This window comes from Stenotrophomonas sp. YJH_SMC_58, assembly GCF_059369635.1.
Map to the genome: position 1 here is coordinate 152,333 of NZ_JCAFSW010000003.1, position 17,761 is coordinate 170,093.

The 17,761-nt window shown below is 67.1% G+C and carries 16 protein-coding genes; 4 read left to right on the plus strand and 12 right to left on the minus strand.

What is annotated here, in order from left to right:
* Positions 1-35 precede the first annotated feature (35 nt).
* On the plus strand, positions 36-1,238 hold the full coding sequence (sucB, locus tag AC5P68_RS05335) for a dihydrolipoyllysine-residue succinyltransferase (RefSeq protein ID WP_005410272.1): 1,203 nt from the start codon (positions 36-38) through the stop codon (positions 1,236-1,238).
* A 63-nt stretch (positions 1,239-1,301) separates the two neighbouring features.
* A complete protein-coding gene (gene lpdA, locus AC5P68_RS05340; protein WP_005410273.1) occupies positions 1,302-2,738 on the plus strand; it encodes a dihydrolipoyl dehydrogenase in 1,437 nt (478 codons plus the stop codon).
* A gap of 161 nt (positions 2,739-2,899) precedes the next feature.
* Here the strand turns inward: lpdA and AC5P68_RS05345 are convergent, their stop codons facing one another.
* The 12 genes from AC5P68_RS05345 to AC5P68_RS05400 form a co-directional block, all read right to left on the minus strand.
* Positions 2,900-3,145: a hypothetical protein gene (locus tag AC5P68_RS05345; RefSeq protein ID WP_049402259.1), complete on the minus strand. Its 246-nt coding sequence runs from the start codon at positions 3,143-3,145 to the stop codon at positions 2,900-2,902.
* Complete coding sequence (locus tag AC5P68_RS05350) at positions 3,142-3,354, minus strand: hypothetical protein (RefSeq protein ID WP_005410275.1); 213 nt, start codon at positions 3,352-3,354, stop codon at positions 3,142-3,144. Before AC5P68_RS05350 ends, AC5P68_RS05345 begins: the two co-directional genes overlap by 4 nt.
* A gap of 168 nt (positions 3,355-3,522) precedes the next feature.
* Positions 3,523-3,864 (minus strand): alkaline phosphatase D family protein, encoded by a 342-nt coding sequence (locus AC5P68_RS05355; RefSeq protein WP_495216842.1) that lies wholly within the window; start codon positions 3,862-3,864, stop codon positions 3,523-3,525.
* The gene (locus tag AC5P68_RS05360) at positions 3,822-5,120 is read right to left on the minus strand and encodes an alkaline phosphatase D family protein (RefSeq protein WP_495216843.1); all 1,299 of its coding nucleotides are present in this window, start codon (positions 5,118-5,120) and stop codon (positions 3,822-3,824) included. The genes AC5P68_RS05355 and AC5P68_RS05360 overlap by 43 nt, the downstream gene beginning before the upstream one ends.
* The gene (locus AC5P68_RS05365) at positions 5,120-7,363 is read right to left on the minus strand and encodes a TonB-dependent receptor family protein (protein WP_005413943.1); all 2,244 of its coding nucleotides are present in this window, start codon (positions 7,361-7,363) and stop codon (positions 5,120-5,122) included. The genes AC5P68_RS05360 and AC5P68_RS05365 overlap by 1 nt, the downstream gene beginning before the upstream one ends.
* Positions 7,364-7,536: 173 nt before the next feature.
* Positions 7,537-8,967: a replicative DNA helicase gene (locus AC5P68_RS05370; RefSeq protein ID WP_005410278.1), complete on the minus strand. Its 1,431-nt coding sequence runs from the start codon at positions 8,965-8,967 to the stop codon at positions 7,537-7,539.
* A gap of 317 nt (positions 8,968-9,284) precedes the next feature.
* On the minus strand, positions 9,285-9,845 hold the full coding sequence (locus AC5P68_RS05375) for an NADPH-dependent FMN reductase (protein WP_049402261.1): 561 nt from the start codon (positions 9,843-9,845) through the stop codon (positions 9,285-9,287).
* Between the two features lie 66 nt (positions 9,846-9,911).
* Complete coding sequence (gene asnB / locus AC5P68_RS05380) at positions 9,912-11,855, minus strand: asparagine synthase (glutamine-hydrolyzing) (protein ID WP_049402262.1); 1,944 nt, start codon at positions 11,853-11,855, stop codon at positions 9,912-9,914.
* A gap of 3 nt (positions 11,856-11,858) precedes the next feature.
* Positions 11,859-14,138, minus strand: coding sequence for a transketolase C-terminal domain-containing protein (locus AC5P68_RS05385; RefSeq protein ID WP_495216846.1), 2,280 nt, complete (start codon positions 14,136-14,138; stop codon positions 11,859-11,861).
* Positions 14,139-14,200: 62 nt separating this feature from the next.
* Complete coding sequence (locus AC5P68_RS05390) at positions 14,201-14,857, minus strand: glutathione S-transferase family protein (protein ID WP_005410282.1); 657 nt, start codon at positions 14,855-14,857, stop codon at positions 14,201-14,203.
* Between the two features lie 176 nt (positions 14,858-15,033).
* On the minus strand, positions 15,034-15,576 hold the full coding sequence (locus AC5P68_RS05395; protein WP_005410283.1) for a GNAT family N-acetyltransferase: 543 nt from the start codon (positions 15,574-15,576) through the stop codon (positions 15,034-15,036).
* 123 nt (positions 15,577-15,699) lie between these two features.
* Positions 15,700-16,542: a glycine zipper 2TM domain-containing protein gene (locus tag AC5P68_RS05400; protein ID WP_005410284.1), complete on the minus strand. Its 843-nt coding sequence runs from the start codon at positions 16,540-16,542 to the stop codon at positions 15,700-15,702.
* A 163-nt stretch (positions 16,543-16,705) separates the two neighbouring features.
* Here AC5P68_RS05400 and AC5P68_RS05405 point away from each other — a divergent pair, with 163 nt between their 5' ends.
* Together AC5P68_RS05405 and AC5P68_RS05410 are read left to right on the plus strand one after the other, a co-directional pair.
* Positions 16,706-16,924 carry a DUF6116 family protein gene (locus AC5P68_RS05405; RefSeq protein WP_005410285.1) on the plus strand — a complete coding sequence of 73 codons (219 nt, stop codon included), beginning with the start codon at positions 16,706-16,708 and terminating at the stop codon, positions 16,922-16,924.
* Positions 16,921-17,694: a TatD family hydrolase gene (locus AC5P68_RS05410; RefSeq protein ID WP_080356405.1), complete on the plus strand. Its 774-nt coding sequence runs from the start codon at positions 16,921-16,923 to the stop codon at positions 17,692-17,694. The genes AC5P68_RS05405 and AC5P68_RS05410 overlap by 4 nt, the downstream gene beginning before the upstream one ends.
* The last annotated feature ends 67 nt before the right edge of the window (positions 17,695-17,761 follow it).

Genomic DNA, 17,761 nt, shown 5'->3' on the forward strand with positions numbered 1-17,761 from the left:
CCCCTATTTAGAAGACAAACCAGGAAGCTCCCGCAATGGCCACCGAAGTCAAAGCCCCGGTACTGCCCGAATCCGTCGCCGACGGCACCATCGCCACCTGGCACAAGAAGGTGGGCGACGCCGTCAAGCGCGACGAAAACCTGCTTGACCTGGAAACCGACAAGGTCGTCCTGGAAGTGCCGTCGCCGGTCGACGGCGTGCTGAAGGAAATCAAGTTCGCCGAAGGCTCGACCGTGACCTCCAGCCAGGTCGTGGCGATCATCGAAGAAGGCGCCGTGGCTGCTGCCCCGGCTCCGGCTGCCGAAGCCGCTCCGGCTGCAGCCGCTGCCCCGGCCGCTGCTGCTCCGGCCGCTGCCGCCGCTCCGGCCCCGGCCGCCAAGTCGGCCGCCGATGCGCTGCCGCCGGGCGCCCGCTTCACCGCCATCACCGAAGGCGTGAACCCGGCCGACGTCGACGGCACCGGCCGTCGCGGCGCGGTGACCAAGGAAGACATCGTCAACTTCGCCCGCAACGGCGGCGCCGGCAAGGCCGGTGGCGCACGTCCGGAAGAGCGCGTGCCGATGACCCGCATCCGCAAGCGCATTGCCGAGCGCCTGATGGAGTCGAAGAACTCCACCGCCATGCTGACCACCTTCAACGAAGTCGACCTGTCCAAGGTGTCGGCGGCGCGCAAGGAACTGCAGGACGAGTTCGTCAAGGCCCACGGCATCAAGCTGGGCTTCATGAGCTTCTTCGTGAAGGCCGCCGCCAACGCGCTGCAGCGCTTCCCGCTGGTCAACGCCTCGATCGACGGCGACGACATCATCTACCACGGCTACTCGGACATCTCGATCGCCGTCTCGACCGAGAAGGGCCTGGTCACCCCGGTCCTGCGCAATGTCGAGCGCATGTCGTTCGCCGACATCGAGAAGACCATCGCCGACTACGCCAAGAAGGCGCGTGACGGCAAGCTGGGCCTGGATGAACTGCAGGGCGGTACCTTCACCGTGACCAACGGCGGCACCTTCGGTTCGCTGCTGTCGACCCCGATCATCAACCCGCCGCAGAGCGCCATCCTGGGCATGCACGCCATCAAGGAGCGTCCGATCGCCCAGAACGGCCAGGTCGTGATCGCGCCGATGATGTACCTGGCGCTGTCGTACGACCACCGCATCATCGACGGCAAGGATTCGGTGCAGTTCCTGGTGGACATCAAGAACCAGCTGGAAAACCCGGGCCGCATGCTGTTCGGCCTGTAAGACACCTCCCGCCCCTCCGCGCCTGCGCGGAGGGGTTCTGGTAATGCATCAAGGAATAATTCAATGGCTGAACAATTCGACGTCGTCGTCATCGGTGCCGGCCCGGCCGGTTACCACGCTGCCATCCGCGCGGCCCAGCTGGGCCTGAAGACCGCCTGCATCGACGCGGCGCTGGGCAAGGACGGCAAGCCGGCCCTCGGCGGCACCTGCCTGCGCGTGGGCTGCATCCCGTCCAAGGCGCTGCTGGATTCCTCGCGCCAGTTCTGGAACATGGGCCACATCTTTGGCGACCATGGCATCAGCTTCAAGGATGCCAAGATCGACGTCGAGGCGATGGTTGGCCGCAAGGACAAGATCGTCAAGCAGTTCACCGGCGGCATCGGCATGCTGTTCAAGGCCAACAAGGTCGCAGCCTATTATGGTTTTGGCGAACTGCAGCCGGGCAACGTGGTCAAGGTCACCCAGCATGACGGTTCCATCGTCGAGCTGAAGGGCACCAACGTCATCATCGCGGCCGGTTCGGATTCGATCGAACTGCCGTTCGCCAAGTTCGACGGCGAGACCATCGTCGACAACGTCGGCGGCCTGGACTTCACCGAAGTGCCGAACCGCCTGGCGGTGATCGGCGCCGGCGTCATCGGCCTGGAACTGGGCAGCGTGTGGAAGCGCCTGGGCGCGGAAGTCACCATCCTCGAAGCCATGCCGGAGTTCCTGGCGGCTGCCGACGCCGAAGTGGCCAAGACCGCTGCCAAGGAATTCAAGAAGCAGGGCCTGGACATCAAGCTCAATGCCAAGGTTTCCAAGACCGAGATCACCGGCAAGGGCAAGAAGAAGGAAGTCATCGTCACCTACACCGACGCTGAAGGCGAAAAGACCCTGACCGTGGACAAGCTGCTGGTGGCCGTTGGCCGTCGCGCGGCCACCAAGGGCCTGCTGGCCGAAGGCACCGGCGTCAAGATCAACGAGCGCGGCCAGATCGAAGTCGACGCGCACTGCCACACCGGCGTCAACGGCGTGTGGGCGGTGGGCGACTGCGTGCGCGGCCCGATGCTGGCGCACAAGGGCTTCGAGGAAGGCATCGCGGTGGCTGAGCTGATCGCCGGCCTGCCGGGCCACGTCAACTTCGACACCATCCCGTGGGTCATCTACACCGAGCCGGAACTGGCGTGGGTCGGCAAGACCGAAGCCCAGCTGAAGGCCGAAGGCATCCCGTACAAGGCCGGCAGCTTCCCGTTCGCCGCCAACGGCCGTGCCGTGGCGATGATCGAGCCGGCGGGCTTCGTGAAGATCCTGGCCCATGCCGAAACCGATCGCATCCTCGGCATGCACCTGGTCGGTGCCAACGTCTCCGAGCTGGTGCACGAAGGTGTGCTGACCATGGAGTTCAGCGGGTCGGCCGATGATCTGGCCCGCATCTGCCACGCCCACCCGTCGCTGTCGGAAGTGATCCACGACGCGGCGATGGCGGTCAGCAAGCGCGCCATCCACAAGGCGAACTGATCGGCATCATGGCAGGTGCCGACCGTTGGTCGGCACTCACCTGCAGACGAAAAACCCCGCTTCGGCGGGGTTTTTTGTTGCCCGTTTTCCTGCAGAGCCAAGCCCATGCTCGGCTCTCCGGTCGGCAGCCGCGGAGGGTGAAGCCGAGCGTGGGCTCGGTTCTACACCTTTCCAGCCGGCTTCTTCGGCGGATCGTCACAGATGCGGTGCTGGGCCACGGTTTCACCGGCCTTCCACTCCTTCACCACCCGGCAGCGCTCCTTGGGTTTGACCGCCTTGGCCGCTGCAGCATCCGCCTCATCGGCAGCGGCGGTCTGCTGGCGTTCCAGCCATGCGGACGGCGGCACCGGTGTGGCCAGTGCCGGCCCCGCGAGCAATGCCAGCGCGACCAGCAACACAGCCCTCATGCCGCCACCGGGCCGCCGCCGAGCAACCGCGCGGGCAGCATGAACAGCGCGCGCAGGAACGCAAACAGCGCCGAGAAGGTGATGCCGACCAGGCGGAACGGCAGGCTCAGCAGCCACACGAACGGCCAGGCGATCAGGGCGAGGATCGCCAGCGGCCAGCACAGCACGAACAGCAGGCACCACACGCCGAGTGCGAACAGGGTCTTCATCACGGTCTCCTTGTGGCGGCACCTTGCCGCCTGCGGACACCTTGGCGCCCCGCTCTGGCCGCCCGCAAACGGTTTGCGACGAAACCCGGCTCGGGGCGATGAATCCGGTGGTGGGGAAACCGAAGATTGATCAGGTTGCCGGCCAGCGGCCGGCACGACCGAACGGATTCACACCGGCACTGCGCCCGGGCGGCCGTGGATGACCTGGAAGCGCGCCGCAGTGCGCACCGGCGCATCCGCGCGCAGCACGCTGTCGGCGAAGCGCAGCTCCGCATCCACGGTCTGCCGGTTCAGCTGCAGCTTCCACCAGCCGCGGCGGTCACCGTCGAAATAGCGGATGTGCGGGTTCTGCGCTATCGACGGCCCATAGTACGGCCCGTACGGTGTGTCGTCGCCGCCGCTGCTGATCGCCGGAGCGATGAATTCGGTGGCGACGACCGGCGCGCTGGCCGCGTCGAAATCCAGCTTCAGGTCGTTGACGAAAGTGGAATGCCAGTCACCACCGAGCACGATGGCATTGCCCTGCCCGCCTGCCCGCCTGCCCGCATCGCCTGCAGCAATCGCTTGCGTGCGGCGGGATAGCCGTCCCAGGCATCGTTCCAGAAGCGCTCGCGCGCCGTGCCGCCGTCCAGCCGCAGCTGCGCCATCAGCAGCTGCTGCACCACCACGTTCCAGCGCGTGCCGCGTGCGGCCGCCATCGACTGCGCGAACCAGGCTTCCTGGCCCACGCCCAGCATGCTAATGCGTGGATCCAGCGCAGCGTCGCAGCGCGGCGACTCGCCCACCCCGCAGGGATTGGCCGGACGGAACTGGCGGCAGTCGAGCAGCGCAAGCTGTGCCAGATCCCCGTAACGCAGGCGCCGATGCACGCGCAGGCCACCGTTGCCCGCAGGCGTGCTACGCATCGGCAGGTGTTCGTAGAACGCGCGGTAGGCCGCCGCGCGGCGAACGATGAAGTCCTCCGTCGAGACGCCGGGCTTCTCCGGATGGATGCCGGAGTAATCGTTCTGCACTTCGTGGTCGTCCCAGATCACCGCGAACGCGTGGGCGGCGTGCGCGGCCTGCAGATCGGGATCGAGCTTGTACAGCGCGTACTGGTCGCGGTAGCGCTCCAGGCCGACGGTCTCGCCACTGAAGCGTTCCGCATCCAGCGTGAGACCACGCGCGTTCTGCAGTGGGCTGTACTCGTACAGGTAGTCACCGGCATGCAGCACCAGGTCGACATCACTCTTCGCGATATCGCGCAGCACCGGGTAGTAGCCACTGTTCCAGGCCTGGCAGGTGCACAGGGCCAGCCGCAGCTGCTGCAGCTGCGTGTCGGGCAGCGGCGCGGTGCGGAAGTGGCCGACCGCGCTTTCCTCGTCACCGTCGCAGGCAAAACGGTAGTAGTAGTCGCGGCCTGGGCGCAGGCCATTGACCTCCACGTGCACCGAATGCGCCAGCTCGGGCACCGCCGCGGCGACGCCACGCTGCACCAGCCGGCACATGCCCGGGTCTTCGGCCACGAACCAGCGCACCGGCACCGCCCGCGATGGCATGCCGCCGCCGTTGAGCGGGTCCGGAGCCAGACGCGTCCACAGTACGGCTCCCTGCGGATCCGGATCGCCGGCGGCGACGCCCAGGGTGAACGGATCACGCCCCAACCGCGGGCGCGGGCCGGCCGTGGCCAGCCCCGGCATCGCCGCCAGTGCGATCGCCGCCCCCGTGCCCTGCCACGCCATGCGCAACAGGCGACGACGGCTTTCCGGATCGACGGGGCCGCGCATCAGAAGTGCACGGTGGCGGTGGCCATCACCTGCCGCGGCGCGCCAACCTGCATGGTCGCCAGGCTGCGGGTCGGGTCGGCGGCGTAGGTGCCGTTGGTATTGATCGAGGACAGGTAGCGCTTGTCGGTCAGGTTGGTCAGGTTCAGCGCCACGGTCAGGTTCTGCGCCGGGCCGAGCGTGCCGAAGTCATAGGCCACCGAAGCGTTGACCAGCCAGTAGCTGGGCACCGACACGTCGTTGGTATAGGTCACGTAACGCTTGCCGACATGGTTGGCGGCCAGGCGCAGGTCCCACGGGCCCGGGGTCCAGGCCAGGGTGCTGGCGAACATCCATTCCGGGGTGTCGACGGTCTTCTTGCCGCGGGTCGGCACCACGCCGTTGTTGACGTAGTCGTTGTCGTAGGTGCTGTCATTCCACGACAGCGCGTTGGACCAGGTCAGGTCCTGCATCGGCTTCAGCTGCAGGGTCGCCTCGGCACCGCGGCTGGTTACCGAACCGACGTTGGAGAACAGCGCCGGGCAACCGAGGATGCCCACGCACTGCGCGATGGCCAGCAGACGGTTGTCGAACTTGACGTCGTACACGGCTACCGAGGCTTCATAGCCCTGGCCGTAGCCGCGCCAGCCCAGCTCGATGGTGCGCGACTGTTCCGGCTTCAGGTTCTTCGCGCTGGCATCGAAGGCGGCCTGCGGCACGTTGAACGGGCTGCCCACGCCCAGCGCGTAGGCGGCCACGTTCTTGGCGAACGAGCCGAAGATCTCGTTGCCCTCGTTGAGCTTGAAGTTGAAGCCCGCCTGCGGGAGCAGGCCCTTCTTCGAGGTCAGGCTGCTGTTGTTGGCATAGCTGCCCAGCGGCGTGCGCACGCGGGTGCGGGTGTGCGGCGACTTCGCGCCGATGTCGATGGTCAGGCGGTCATCGAACAGGCGGAAGCGGTCCTGCACGTAGAACTGGCGGGTGATGGTGGTGTAGCGCTGGTGCCACACGCGCTGGTCCGGATTGCGCAGGAAGAAGTCGTCGGTGATCGGGCCGTCGATGTAGTAGAAGTTGCGCTGCACGCTGTGGCCGTTGTCTTCGTACCACAGGCCCGCCTCCAGTTCGTGGCCCGCCACGTTCCAGGTGAACGCCGAGGTCACGCCGGTGCGGTCGATCGCATACTCGGTGGTGCGGATCGAGATCGGGATCTCACGGCTGGTGCCCGGGTTGGACGGATTGGACGGGCTGAACCAGTGGCCCTGGCCACGGTTGCTGTGGTTGTAGACGTTGACCTTCAGGCGCATCGATTCGTTCAGGCCGAAATCACCGGCAATGCTGGACACATCGTCATTGCGCAGGCCGTGACCGGAGTAATAGGCGTCCCACGGGCTGTTGACGCCACCACTGTACTTTCCGCGTGCAGCAGCCACCGCGCGATCCCAGTCCGGCGCGTAGTTGTCCCAGTCCCAGCCGAGGCGATCGATCATCTCCAGCGACAGGTCCTGGTAGTCGGCCTCGACGCGGCGCGAAGCGTTGAACAGCGCGGTGATCCTGCTGTCCGTGCCGAAGTTGTAGGTGGCCTTGCCGTTGAACTGCTTCAGTTCCTGCGAGCCCTTGCCCTTCCACTTGTCGCCTTCGGAATACACGCCGGACAGGTAAGCGGCAAAGCCCTGGTGGTCGCCGGTATCGAGGCGCGCATAGCTGCGGCGCGCATTGTCGCTGCCGAAGCTCTGTGCCAGCACGACCCCATATTCGGTGGACGGATCGATCGAGTAGAACTGGAACACGCCGCCGAGGTTGCTGGTGGACGGCGTACCCAGCGCACCAATGCCGGTGGAGACCTCCGCACCGCCCAGGTTCTCGCTGATCACCGCGCGGCTGATGTGCAGGCCGTTGCTGTTGCCGTAGGCCATGTTGCCCAGCGGGATGCCATCGAGGGTGTAGCCCAGGCGATTCTGGTTGAAGCCACGCAGGCTGATGCTGGTGGACCATTCGTAGGCGCCGGTGGCATCGGCCGATTCGAAATGCACGCCCGGCTTGGCCGCCAGCAGCTTCAGCGGGTTGGCACCGGGCGGCAGGACCTTCATGTCCTCGGCGGTCACGCGCTGCACCTGGCGGGCTTCGCCGCGGCCGATCACCGAGATCGAATCGAGGGTCGTGGCCGACTGCGCGTCGGTCGCGGGGGCGGTTTCAGCGACAGCCAGCGACGGCAGCGAAGCACAGACCAGCAGGGCCAGCAGATTGCGGCGAAGCGGAGCGTGGGACGGCATGGAGGCGGATTCCTTGGGCACGCTGGACGCCGAAGGGCGGCGTCGAAGAGCAGCAGCGGCGGAATCGTAGAAGCCTCGCGTTACATGTCATTTACACGCCACGTACGGAAGATTGGCGTTCTGAATGGTTTGCAAGCCGTGGGGTGGTTGCCGGCAAGCGGCCGGCACTACGGTTATTCGAATGAGCCGACCGAGTCGTGGGCCAGGTTGTCGAAGCGGGTGTACTCACCGAAGAACTTCAGCTTGCACGATCCGGTCGGGCCACCACGGTGCTTGCCGATGATGATCTCGGCCAGGCCCTTGTCTGGCGAATTTTCCTTGTTGTAGTAATCGTCGCGGTAGATGAACACGATCATGTCCGCGTCCTGCTCGATTGCGCCCGATTCGCGAAGGTCGGCCATCACCGGGCGCTTGTCGGTACGTGTTTCCAGCGAGCGGTTGAGCTGCGACAGCGCGATCACCGGCACGTGCAGTTCCTTGGCCAGGCCCTTCAGCGAACGCGAGATCTCCGAGATTTCGGTGGCGCGGTTTTCACTGTTGCCCGGCACGCTCATCAGCTGCAGGTAGTCGATCACCACCAGGCCCAGGTCGTGCTCGCGCTTGAGACGGCGGCACTTGGAACGCAGCACTTCCGGCGACACGCCCGGCGTATCGTCGATGAAGATCTTGGTTTCCTTCAGCATCTTGATCGCGCTGGTGACGCGGCTCCAGTCTTCATCTTCCAGCTGGCCGGTACGCAGGCGCTGCGCGTTGATGCGGCCGTTGGAGGAGATCAGGCGCATCGCCAGCTGCGAGGCCGACATTTCCATCGAGAACACCGCCACGCCCTTCTTCGACTTGATCGCCGCGTACTCGGCGATGTTCAGTGCAAAAGTCGTCTTGCCCATGGCCGGGCGCGCGGCGAGGATGATCAGGTCGGTCGGCTGCAGGCCGGCAGTCATCGCATCGAAGTCGTTGTAGCCGGTCGGCAGGCCGGTGATGTTGCCGCCGTTCTCGAATCGGTTGCGCAGTTCCTCGAAGGCATCCTTCAGCGCGCCAGGCATCGCCACGAAGTCGGTACGGCCGCGTGCACCCTGTTCAGCGATGGCGAACACGCTCTTCTCCGCAGAGGCCAGCAACTCACTGCTGTCACGGCCCTCAGGCTGGAAGCCATCGTTGACGATGTCGGTGCCGACCTGGATCAGCTGCCGCAGCACGGCCTTGTCACGCACGATCTCGGCATAGGCCACGATGTTGGCCGCCGACGGCGTGGTGCTCGCCAGCTCGATCAGGTAGGCACCATCGCCCACCAGCTCCAGCTTGCCCTGTGATTCGAACCACTCGCCCAGGGTCACCGCGTCGAACGGCCGCTCGCGCTCGGACAGCTCACGGATCGCGCGGTAGATCATCTGGTGATCGCGGCGGTAGAAATCGCCCTCGGTCAGCTGGTCGTTGACCCGGTCGTAGGCCTCCGGCGCCAGCATCAGGCCACCCAGCACCGCCTGCTCGGCTTCCACCGAATGCGGCGGAACGCGCAACTGGTCGATACGCGATTCATCGCGATCACGATCAAAGCCATCACCGCGCTCTCTGCGGTTGGAACGGAAGCCGGAACGAGCGGACATGCTGCGGTGTTTCCTGCAAAAGTGGGCCGGACGAGTGTAGGCATGCGCCGACCCCGGCAGCCATGGACAAGCCTGTGGATAAGCCGTGGAGAAACGGGGGATATCCGCCAGTGCCTGGCCACTCTGGCGCGGGGGCGTCGCAGTGCCTGCGACGGGCGCCGTTGCGGCGCCCGGGTGGGTCATTATCGCAGATCAGGCGGCCAGGGTCGGATTCCGTGCAGCGCAAGGGCTCCGGTGCTCAGCGGAACGTGGGGCCAGGGCCCGCCGCTGCGCGCCGGGATCCGACCCGCGGCCTGGCTGCTGCTACCCCATCGGTCTCAGTCGCCCTTCACGTGCACCGCGATCAGTGCCAGGAACCGGTCCACGTAGCCCTGCAGGAATTTCTGCGTGCCCTCGTTGTGGATCGTGCCGTCGGCGTCGATCAGGCCGTCCTTGAAATGGATGAACGCCTCGGGCTGGCCGAGCACGTGCATGTCCAGGAAGGCCAGGCTGTTGCGCAGGTGCTGCTGGGCCACGGCGGTGCCGATCTGGCCGATGGAGGCGCCGATCACCGCCGCCGGCTTGTCGGCAAACGCACTGTCACCGTAGGGGCGCGAGCCGATGTCGATGGCGTTCTTCAGCACGCCCGGCACCGACCGGTTGTATTCGGGGGTCACGAACAGCACCGCGTCGGCGGCGCGCACCTGATCCTTCAGCCGGGTGCCCTGAGGCGGGTACTGGCCATCGAAATCCTGGTCGTACAGCGGTAGATCACCAATCTGCACGTACTGGAAGCGCGCGCGGTCGCCAGCGATCTTCTCCAGCGCATGGGCCAGCTTGCGGTTGCAGGAATCCTTGCGCAGGCTGCCGACGAACACAGCAATGGTGGGGACGGACATAGGGACATACTCCTCACGGTGCGGGAGGCCCAGCCTAGACGCCGGGCCCGTGCCGTCCGGTGAAGATCAGCCCCCGGTCACGCGGGTCCGCACCTGGCGCCAATGCGCCTGCCAGGCCTGGAACATCAGCACGTTCCACAGGTGGGTATGCCACTTGCGCTGGCCGCCCAGGAACTGCTGCCACAGCGGCTGCACCGCCGCCGCCGACAGCACGCCTTCGCGCTCCAGGCGCGCCGGCTGCAACAGATCTTCGGCCCACGGCCGCAGGTCGCCCTTCAGCCAGTCGCTGACCGGCGCGCCGAACCCGCGCTTGGGCCGGTGCACCATCGACTGCGGCACGTAGCGGCCAAGCACGCGCTTGAGCAGCACCTTGCTGGTGGTTTCGCTGCGCTTGAAGCCCAGCGGCAGCGACCAGGCGAACTCGGCCACGCGCCAGTCCAGCAGCGGCGCGCGTGCCTCCAGGCTGACCGCCATCGAGGTGCGGTCGACCTTGCAGAGCAGGTCATCCGGCAGGTAGGTCACGTAATCGGCCAGCATCATCGCGTCGGCCGGCGTGCCGGCACCGTGCAGCGGATCGGCCAGGTCGTAGAAGCTGCCGGCGGCCTGTGCGCCGGGCACTGCCGCGGCGGGGTCGCGCCAGCGCGAGATGCGGTTGCGGTACACGTCGCCAATGCCACGCGCGCCGGACTCGGCCAACAGCGCGGCCAGTCCGCCGGTCCGCGAGGCCTCGCCCTGCTGCTGCGCGCGCGCGCCCATCCAGCGTCGCAGCGGGCCCGGCACGCGGCCCAGCATCTGCCAGTTGCGCAGCGCGCGCACGTAGCGGGTATAGCCGAAGAACAGCTCATCACCGCCGTCGCCAGACAACGCCACGGTCACGCCCTGCCGCGCCAGCCGGGCGACCAGCGCGGTCGGCACCTGCGAGGCATCGGCAAAGGGTTCGTCGAACATTGCCGGCAGCTGCGGCACGACTGCCAGTGCATCCGCGCCGCTGACGTAGAGCTCGGTGTGGTCGCAGCCCAGATGCGTGGCCAGTTCCCTGGCCAGCGGTGCCTCGTCGTGGCCCGAATCGGTGAAGCCGATGCTGAAGCTGTGCACCGGCTGCCCGCTCTGCGCCTGCATCAGCGCCGCCACCAGCGACGAATCGGTACCGCCGGACAGGAACACGCCCACCGGCACGTCGGCCACCATGCGCAGCGCCACCGCGTCGCGCAGCAGCCCGTCCAGCTGCTCCTCTGCTTCCTCGATGCGGCCCTGGAACGGCGCAGCCAGTGCCGCCTGCATGCGTGCACGCGCATCCCAGTACGGGCGCTGCGCCTGCTCCGGGCGATGCGCCGATGCACCCGCCGCTACGGCTTCGGCGTCCAGGCGCAGCACGCGGCCGGGCATCAGCTTGTAGCAGCGCTGGTGGATGCTGTGCGGGGCCGGAATGTAATCCAACCGCAGCAACAGGGTCAGCGCGTCGCGGTCGATGTCGTTGTCGAACGCCGGGTGCTGCCACAGCGCTTTCAGTTCGGAACCGAACACCAGGGTGTCACCGGCCCAGCCGTAGTACAGCGGCTTCTTGCCAACGCGGTCGCGTGCCAGCCACAGGCACTGCGCCTGGCGGTCCCACAGCGCGATGGCGAACATGCCGTTGCAACGCTGCAGGGTTTCTTCCATGCCCCACTGCAGGATCGCCGCGAGCAGCACTTCGGTGTCGGAATGGCCACGGAAAGCATGCCCCAGCGGCTCCAGTTCGGCACGCAGGGCGGCGAAGTTGTAGACCTCGCCGTTGTAGGCCATCACGTAGCGGCCATCGGACGAGGCCATCGGCTGGTGGCCCAGCGGCGACAGATCGAGAATGCTCAGCCGACGGTGCGCCAGCGCGATGCCTGCCCCGGCATCGACCCAGCTGCCGCCATCATCCGGCCCGCGGTGGTGCAGCGCCTCGCCCATGGCCAGGACCTGCGCCTGCAGCACCTCGGCCGACGCCACCGGCGCCGGCAACAACATTCCCGCCAATCCACACATGCATCAAGGTTCCTGCGCCAGTTCAAGGGCGGCGCCAATCACCGCATTGTCGCTTGGAAGCCCGAACATTGCTGCCCCTGCCAGCGGGGTATAGGTATCGGCGCCGCAGACCCGGCGCAGCGGCAGGTGGCCGAAACCGGCCTCGACCAGTGCGGTGATCACGCCCTCGCCCACCCCTCCACTGTGGCGGCCCTCGTCCAGCACCAGCACGCGCCGTGCGCTGGCGGCCTGGCTGGCGATGAAGCCGGCATCCAGCGGCACCAGCCAGCGCAGGTCGACCACCCGTACCTGCCAGCCCAGCTGCTGTTCGATGGCTCGCGCTGCGCGCAGCGCCATCGGCACGCCATTGCCGTAGGTGTAGACCACCAGCTCGCCAGCCTCCGGCCCGTAAACACGGCCTTCGCCCGGCACCAGTGCCCGGCCCTGGGCCGGGTAGTCGAACAGCCACTGGCCATCGCCCGGCTCATGCAGGTCCTTGCTCATGTACAGCGCGATCGGCTCCAGGAACACGGCCACGCGCCCATCCACCCGGGCCAGCGCCGCCAGCGTGCGCAGCATCATCACCGCATCGTCGCCGCGCGATGGGCAGCCGACCACCAGCCCGGGGATGTCGCGCAGGGCGGTGATCGAGTTGTCGTTGTGGAAATGGCCGCCGAAACCCTTCTGGTAGCCCAGCCCGGCCACCCGCACCAGCATCGGATTGCGGTACTGGTCGTTGGAGAAGAACTGCAGCGAACAGGCTTCGCCACGCAGCTGGTCGATGGCGTTGTGCAGGTAGGCCAGGTACTGGATCTCCGGGATCGGCAGCATGCCCATGTTGGCCAGGCCCTGCGCCATGCCCAGGATCATGGTTTCGTCCAGCAGGGTGTTGAACACCCGGCGCGGCCCGAAGCGGCGCAGCAGATCCTTGGTGACGGTGTAGACACCACCCTTCTGCGCCACGTCCTCGCCGAACAGCAGGCTCTGTGGATACTTGGCCAGCAGCTCCTGCAGACCATGATTGATCTGGATTGCGAGATGCCGCGGCGCCTGTCGTTCCGGCAATGCCTCGGCACCGCCATAGAGTGCCTCGCGTGCTTCGGCAGCGACCTCGCGCTGCGCTTCGGCCTGCACCGCTGCAGGGGTGTACGGTGCCAGCGGCGCCATCACCTCCCGCAGCGACTGCAGCTTCGCACTGCCTTCGGCATCGGCGGCAGCGGCCATGCAGCGCGCGCGCATCGTTTCGTAGGCCACTTCGATGGCGTCCGCATCCATCCAGCCTGATTCCAGCGCGATCTGCGCCGAGCGCAGCAGCGGATCCTGCGCCTCGGCCGCGCACAGTTCCGGCAGCGCGCGCCATTCCACTTCAAAGTCGGTGCCGGCATGGCCCATCAGGCGCGTGGTGCGCAGATGCAGGAAGGTCGGCCGCCGCGTACGCCGGCAGTGTTCCACCGCCGCCTGCACCTGGGCTTGCCCGGTAGCCAGGTCGAGACCATCGGCAAAGAAATAGTCCAGCCCCGGCTGGTTGCTGAAGCGCTCGGCGATCCAGCCATCGGGCGTCTTCACCGAGATGCCCAGGCCGTTGTCCTCGCAGACGAACAGGATCGGCGCCGGTAGTTTCTGGTAGGCCGACCACATCGCGGTATTGAAGGCGGTCTGCGCGGTGGCGTGGTTGGCCGACGCATCGCCGAACGAGCACAGCACGATGCTGTCGGTGGGAATGGGCAGCGCCTGCCCCAGCCGCTTGCCACTCTCGATGGCCAGCGCGGTACCCAGCGCCTTGGGCAGGTGCGACGAAATCGTCGAGGTCTGCGGCAGCACCCACAATGGCTTGCTGCCCCACACCTTGTGGCGGCCACCGCTGGCCGGATCATCCGCGCTGGCGGCGAAGGACAGTGCCGCATCGCGCAGCGGGTCGATGCCCGGCACCTGCCGCGAACGCTCGGCCATGAAGGCGCCGGAACGATAGTGCAGGAAGGCGGGATCGGTGTGCCGGCAGGCCCGCGCCAGCAGCGCGTTGCCTTCATGGCCGGACGAACCGATGGTGTAGAAGACCTTGTTCTGCACGCGCAGCACGCGCGCCATCAGGTCCAGCTGGCGACTGGCCAGCTGCGAGTCGAACAGTTCATCGAAGGCGGCAGCGGTGAGCGTACTGCCCGGCAGGATCGGAGCATCTGCCGCGGGTCGCGGGCGCGGCGTCCCGCGCCACCCGCGCACCGCCTCAAGGAAATTGACGTCGCACACCTCGGCGCGGTTGAGCCCCCGCATGCGTGCGGGAATCGGATCCGGAACCACAGCGAACATCGAACACCCTCCGTGTCGTTGTTGCGTTCCGCCCGGCAATACCGGGCGCTACCCTGCGGGCATCAAGCCGCCTCGAAACGCGAGCGCACCTCGGCGGTCACCGCCGGCATCGGCAGGAAGCGCGGCTGCGCACGCACGCGCTGCAGCCAGGCGCGAACTTCCGGGAACGGCTCCAGGCTGATGCCGCCCTCGCCCGCCACATCGGTATAGGCGAACAGGGCGATATCGGCAATGCCGTATCCGCTGCCGGTGAACCACTGCGCTTCGCGCAGGTGCTGCTCCATCACCGCCAACGCGGTGGCGGCACGCTCGTGCAGGCGTGGCAGTTCGGCACGGCGTGGCGAGTCGGGCGCCGTCCAGCCCCTGATGAAGCGCGCTACCGCCACGCACGGCTCGTGCGTGTACTGCTCGAAGAACATCCAGCTCAACGCCTGCGCACGCTCCCAGCCATCGCTGGGCAGGTAGGGCGTGCCTTCGGCCAGCCAGAACAGGATCGCGTTGGACTCGGTCAGCACGCGGCCGTCGTCGCGGACGATCAGCGGCACCTTGGCATTCGGGTTGAGCGCCAGGAATTCGGGCGTGTGGGTCTGGCCATGGGCACTGTCCACTTCCACCCAGCGGTAACGGCTGCCGAGCTGCTCAAGCAGCAGCCGGACCTTGTGGCAATTGCCCGAGACCGACATGCCATGCACCGTCAGCGGGACGCGCTCTTCCACCATTGCCTGCTCCATCGGATCCGGCCGGCGGCCGGCTGCGTGCAGTCTGGCAAGTGCGCCAGGGAATGCCAAGCGCGGATGCAGCATGGCACCCCGGTAGTGCCGGCCGCTGGCCGGCAATCGCACGAATCCTGCTGCAGCGAGGTTGCCGGCCAGCGGCCGGCACTACCGGGTCACGTTCAGCGCGCACGCTGCCGCCACTGTTCGCGCGACTGGCCCCAGATCTGCATCGGTTTGTCGTTGTACGGCGGCGGCAGTTCGCCCATCCGCAGCAACGTGCTGCCCAGCTTGCGCGCGACCGCCCGCGAGTTGTCATTGTTCTCGGCGATGGTATGGATCACCTCGTGCCAACCCAGCGTGTCGAAGGCCCAGTCGATCGCCGCGACCGCCGCTTCCGGCGCATAGCCCCGGCCCCAGCTGGCGCGGCGGATGCCCCAGCCGACCTCGGTACCCGGCCAGTCCTGCGGTTGCCAGGGGCCCATCCGCCCGATCCAGTCCCCGCTGGATTTTTCGATCACGCTGAACATCGAAAAGCCGAACAGCTGCCAGGCGCCAGCCAGGCTGCAGAAGCCGCGCCAGGCTACCGAAGGCGGCTGCACGCCACCGAGGGTGCGCATCGTTTCCTCGTCGGCGCAGAACGCCAGATAGGGTTCGTAGTCCTCGCGCAGCAGCGGACGCAGGATCAGGCGCTCGGTTTCCAGGCGCAGGTCGAAGATGCTCATGCCGACTCCATGTCGAAGGGGCCACCATGATGGTGGATTCCGCCTCCACACGGATGAATGCCCGCGCTCGCAACGAAACGGGCCGGCATGCGCCGGCCCGTCGGGTACAGCACGTATTCTGGATTACTGGCGCGTGGCCGCAGTGGCGCCGGCAGCAGCGGTCTGCGTGACCAGCTGGCCATCGACCACCGGCAGGCGATCGCTGGCCGGCTTGTTGTCCATGCGCACGGTCTTCTCGGCGCCGTCGTAGCGGTAGGTCACGTTGTAGCCCTTCACCACGTCATTGGTGCCCATGGCAATGCGGTTGCCCGGCTTGCTGGCCATGCGCATGGTACCGGTGGTGCCGTCTTCGTTGCGGTAGGTCACGTTGTAACCGGTAACACGGCTCGACTCGGAGGTGGCGGTCTCGGTGTGGCACTGGCGCTCGGTACGGTTGACCACGCGGCCACCCACGTGGCGCTTGTCGATCTGGTTGCCGATGAAGCCACCGGCCACGGCACCGGCTGCGGTCGCGGCCTTCTTGCCGTTGCCACCGCCGACCTGGTTGCCGAGCAGGCCGCCGACCACCGCGCCGACCACGGTGCCGCCGACGTTGCCGTCACGCTCCGGCAGGCGCTCCTGCACGGTCACGTCCTGGCAGACCTCGTGCGGGGTCTGGGTGGTGGAGGTCTCGCGCACGGGATCGGTGCCGATCACGGTGGCGTAGGCCTTCTGCTTCTCGGTGATCGGGTCGACCTTCAGCACGTCGGCGTATTCCAGCCCGCGCGGTGCAGACGGGTCGAGCTTGTCACCACGCGCGCCATCGTCAACGGCATTGCCGTCAACCAGCCGCGATTCACCGTTGGGGGTTCCGGCGCTGATGGAATCAGGCGACTTGTCGCCGCTCTTCATGAAGGCGGCGGTGGCGATGCCACCGACCAGCAGCGCGCCCGCTGCGACCAGGACAGTTGTAGTTGTGCTTTTCATGACCTGCTCCTTGCGGACCATCCGCAACGTTCTCGGCCCAGATTGCAGCATGCACTGCCTGAACGGAATCTCCACATTTCCTGCTCATTCCTGTAACCCATTCAGCATCGGGAAATGCTGGGCCCGTGGTAGCGTTTGCATATTCCCCACGAGGATCCACGCCATGGCCAACCCGATGCTGCTGCCGGTACTGCAATGGGCCCGCCGGCTGCGCTACCCCACCCTGTTCAAGCTGACCGCCGGCCTGTTCGTGCTGACCCTGTTCATTCCCGACCCGATTCCGTTCGTCGACGAGCTGGTACTGGGCTTCGGCACCCTGCTGCTGGCCAACTGGAAGAGCCGCAATACAGTCCCGGCCCCGCCGCCGCTGGAACAGCGTTGATCCCGCTGGTCGACAGCCACTGCCATCTGGATGCCAGTGAATTCGATGCTGACCGCATGGCGGTGATCGAGCGCGCGGGCGCCGCGGGCGTGCGCGAGCAGGTGGTACCGGCCGTCACGGCCGCCAGCTGGCCGAAGCTGCGCGAGGTCTGCCGGCAGGCACCGGGGCTGTACCCGGCCTACGGCCTGCATCCGATGTTCCTGGCCGAGCACCGGCCCGACCATCTGCCGCTGCTGCGCGAATGGATCGATCGCGAACGCCCGTGCGCGATCGGCGAATGCGGGCTGGACTTCTTCGTGGAGGGATTGGATGCAGAGGCGCAACAGGCGTACTTCATCGGCCAGCTGCAACTGGCCCGCGAGTTCGAGCTGCCGGTGATCGTGCATGCGCGACGCGCGGTGGATGCGGTCATTGCCGCGATCCGTCGCGTCGGCGGCCTGCGCGGCGTGGTGCACAGCTTTTCCGGCAGCCCGGAACAGGCCGCGCAACTGCATCGGCAAGGCTTCCTGCTCGGTCTCGGTGGTCCGCTGACCTACGAACGCGCGCAACGGCTGCAGCGCCTGGTGCGCGGGATGCCGCTGGAACAGCTGCTGCTGGAGACCGACGCGCCCGACCAGCCTGACGCCGGCATCCGCGGCCAGCGCAACGAACCAGCGCGACTGGCAGTCATCGCCCGCCACGTGGCCGCACTGCGCGGGATGGAGCTGGACGCGGTGGCCCAGGCCACGACGGAGAATGCGCGGCGCCTGTTCGCGCTGCCGGCAATGTAACGGGTAGGTGCCGGCCGCTGGCCGGCAACTCCGGAATGATTCGATCAGCGCAGATGCCGGCCAGCGG

What these genes read in the sequence shown, in the direction of transcription:
- AC5P68_RS05360 (WP_495216843.1), bottom strand. Translation starts at nt 5,120, where the DNA reads ATGCGCGGCCCCGTCGATCCGGAAAGCCGTCGTCGCCTGTTGCGCATG.
- AC5P68_RS05370 (WP_005410278.1), bottom strand. Translation starts at nt 8,967, where the DNA reads ATGTCCGCTCGTTCCGGCTTCCGTTCCAACCGCAGAGAGCGCGGTGAT.
- asnB (WP_049402262.1), bottom strand. Translation starts at nt 11,855, where the DNA reads ATGTGTGGATTGGCGGGAATGTTGTTGCCGGCGCCGGTGGCGTCGGCC.
- AC5P68_RS05385 (WP_495216846.1), bottom strand. Translation starts at nt 14,138, where the DNA reads ATGTTCGCTGTGGTTCCGGATCCGATTCCCGCACGCATGCGGGGGCTC.
- AC5P68_RS05350 (WP_005410275.1), bottom strand. Translation starts at nt 3,354, where the DNA reads ATGAAGACCCTGTTCGCACTCGGCGTGTGGTGCCTGCTGTTCGTGCTG.
- AC5P68_RS05390 (WP_005410282.1), bottom strand. Translation starts at nt 14,857, where the DNA reads ATGGTGGAAGAGCGCGTCCCGCTGACGGTGCATGGCATGTCGGTCTCG.
- lpdA (WP_005410273.1), top strand. Translation starts at nt 1,302, where the DNA reads ATGGCTGAACAATTCGACGTCGTCGTCATCGGTGCCGGCCCGGCCGGT.
- sucB (WP_005410272.1), top strand. Translation starts at nt 36, where the DNA reads ATGGCCACCGAAGTCAAAGCCCCGGTACTGCCCGAATCCGTCGCCGAC.
- AC5P68_RS05405 (WP_005410285.1), top strand. Translation starts at nt 16,706, where the DNA reads ATGGCCAACCCGATGCTGCTGCCGGTACTGCAATGGGCCCGCCGGCTG.
- AC5P68_RS05375 (WP_049402261.1), bottom strand. Translation starts at nt 9,845, where the DNA reads ATGTCCGTCCCCACCATTGCTGTGTTCGTCGGCAGCCTGCGCAAGGAT.
- AC5P68_RS05395 (WP_005410283.1), bottom strand. Translation starts at nt 15,576, where the DNA reads ATGAGCATCTTCGACCTGCGCCTGGAAACCGAGCGCCTGATCCTGCGT.
- AC5P68_RS05400 (WP_005410284.1), bottom strand. Translation starts at nt 16,542, where the DNA reads ATGAAAAGCACAACTACAACTGTCCTGGTCGCAGCGGGCGCGCTGCTG.
- AC5P68_RS05345 (WP_049402259.1), bottom strand. Translation starts at nt 3,145, where the DNA reads ATGAGGGCTGTGTTGCTGGTCGCGCTGGCATTGCTCGCGGGGCCGGCA.
- AC5P68_RS05365 (WP_005413943.1), bottom strand. Translation starts at nt 7,363, where the DNA reads ATGCCGTCCCACGCTCCGCTTCGCCGCAATCTGCTGGCCCTGCTGGTC.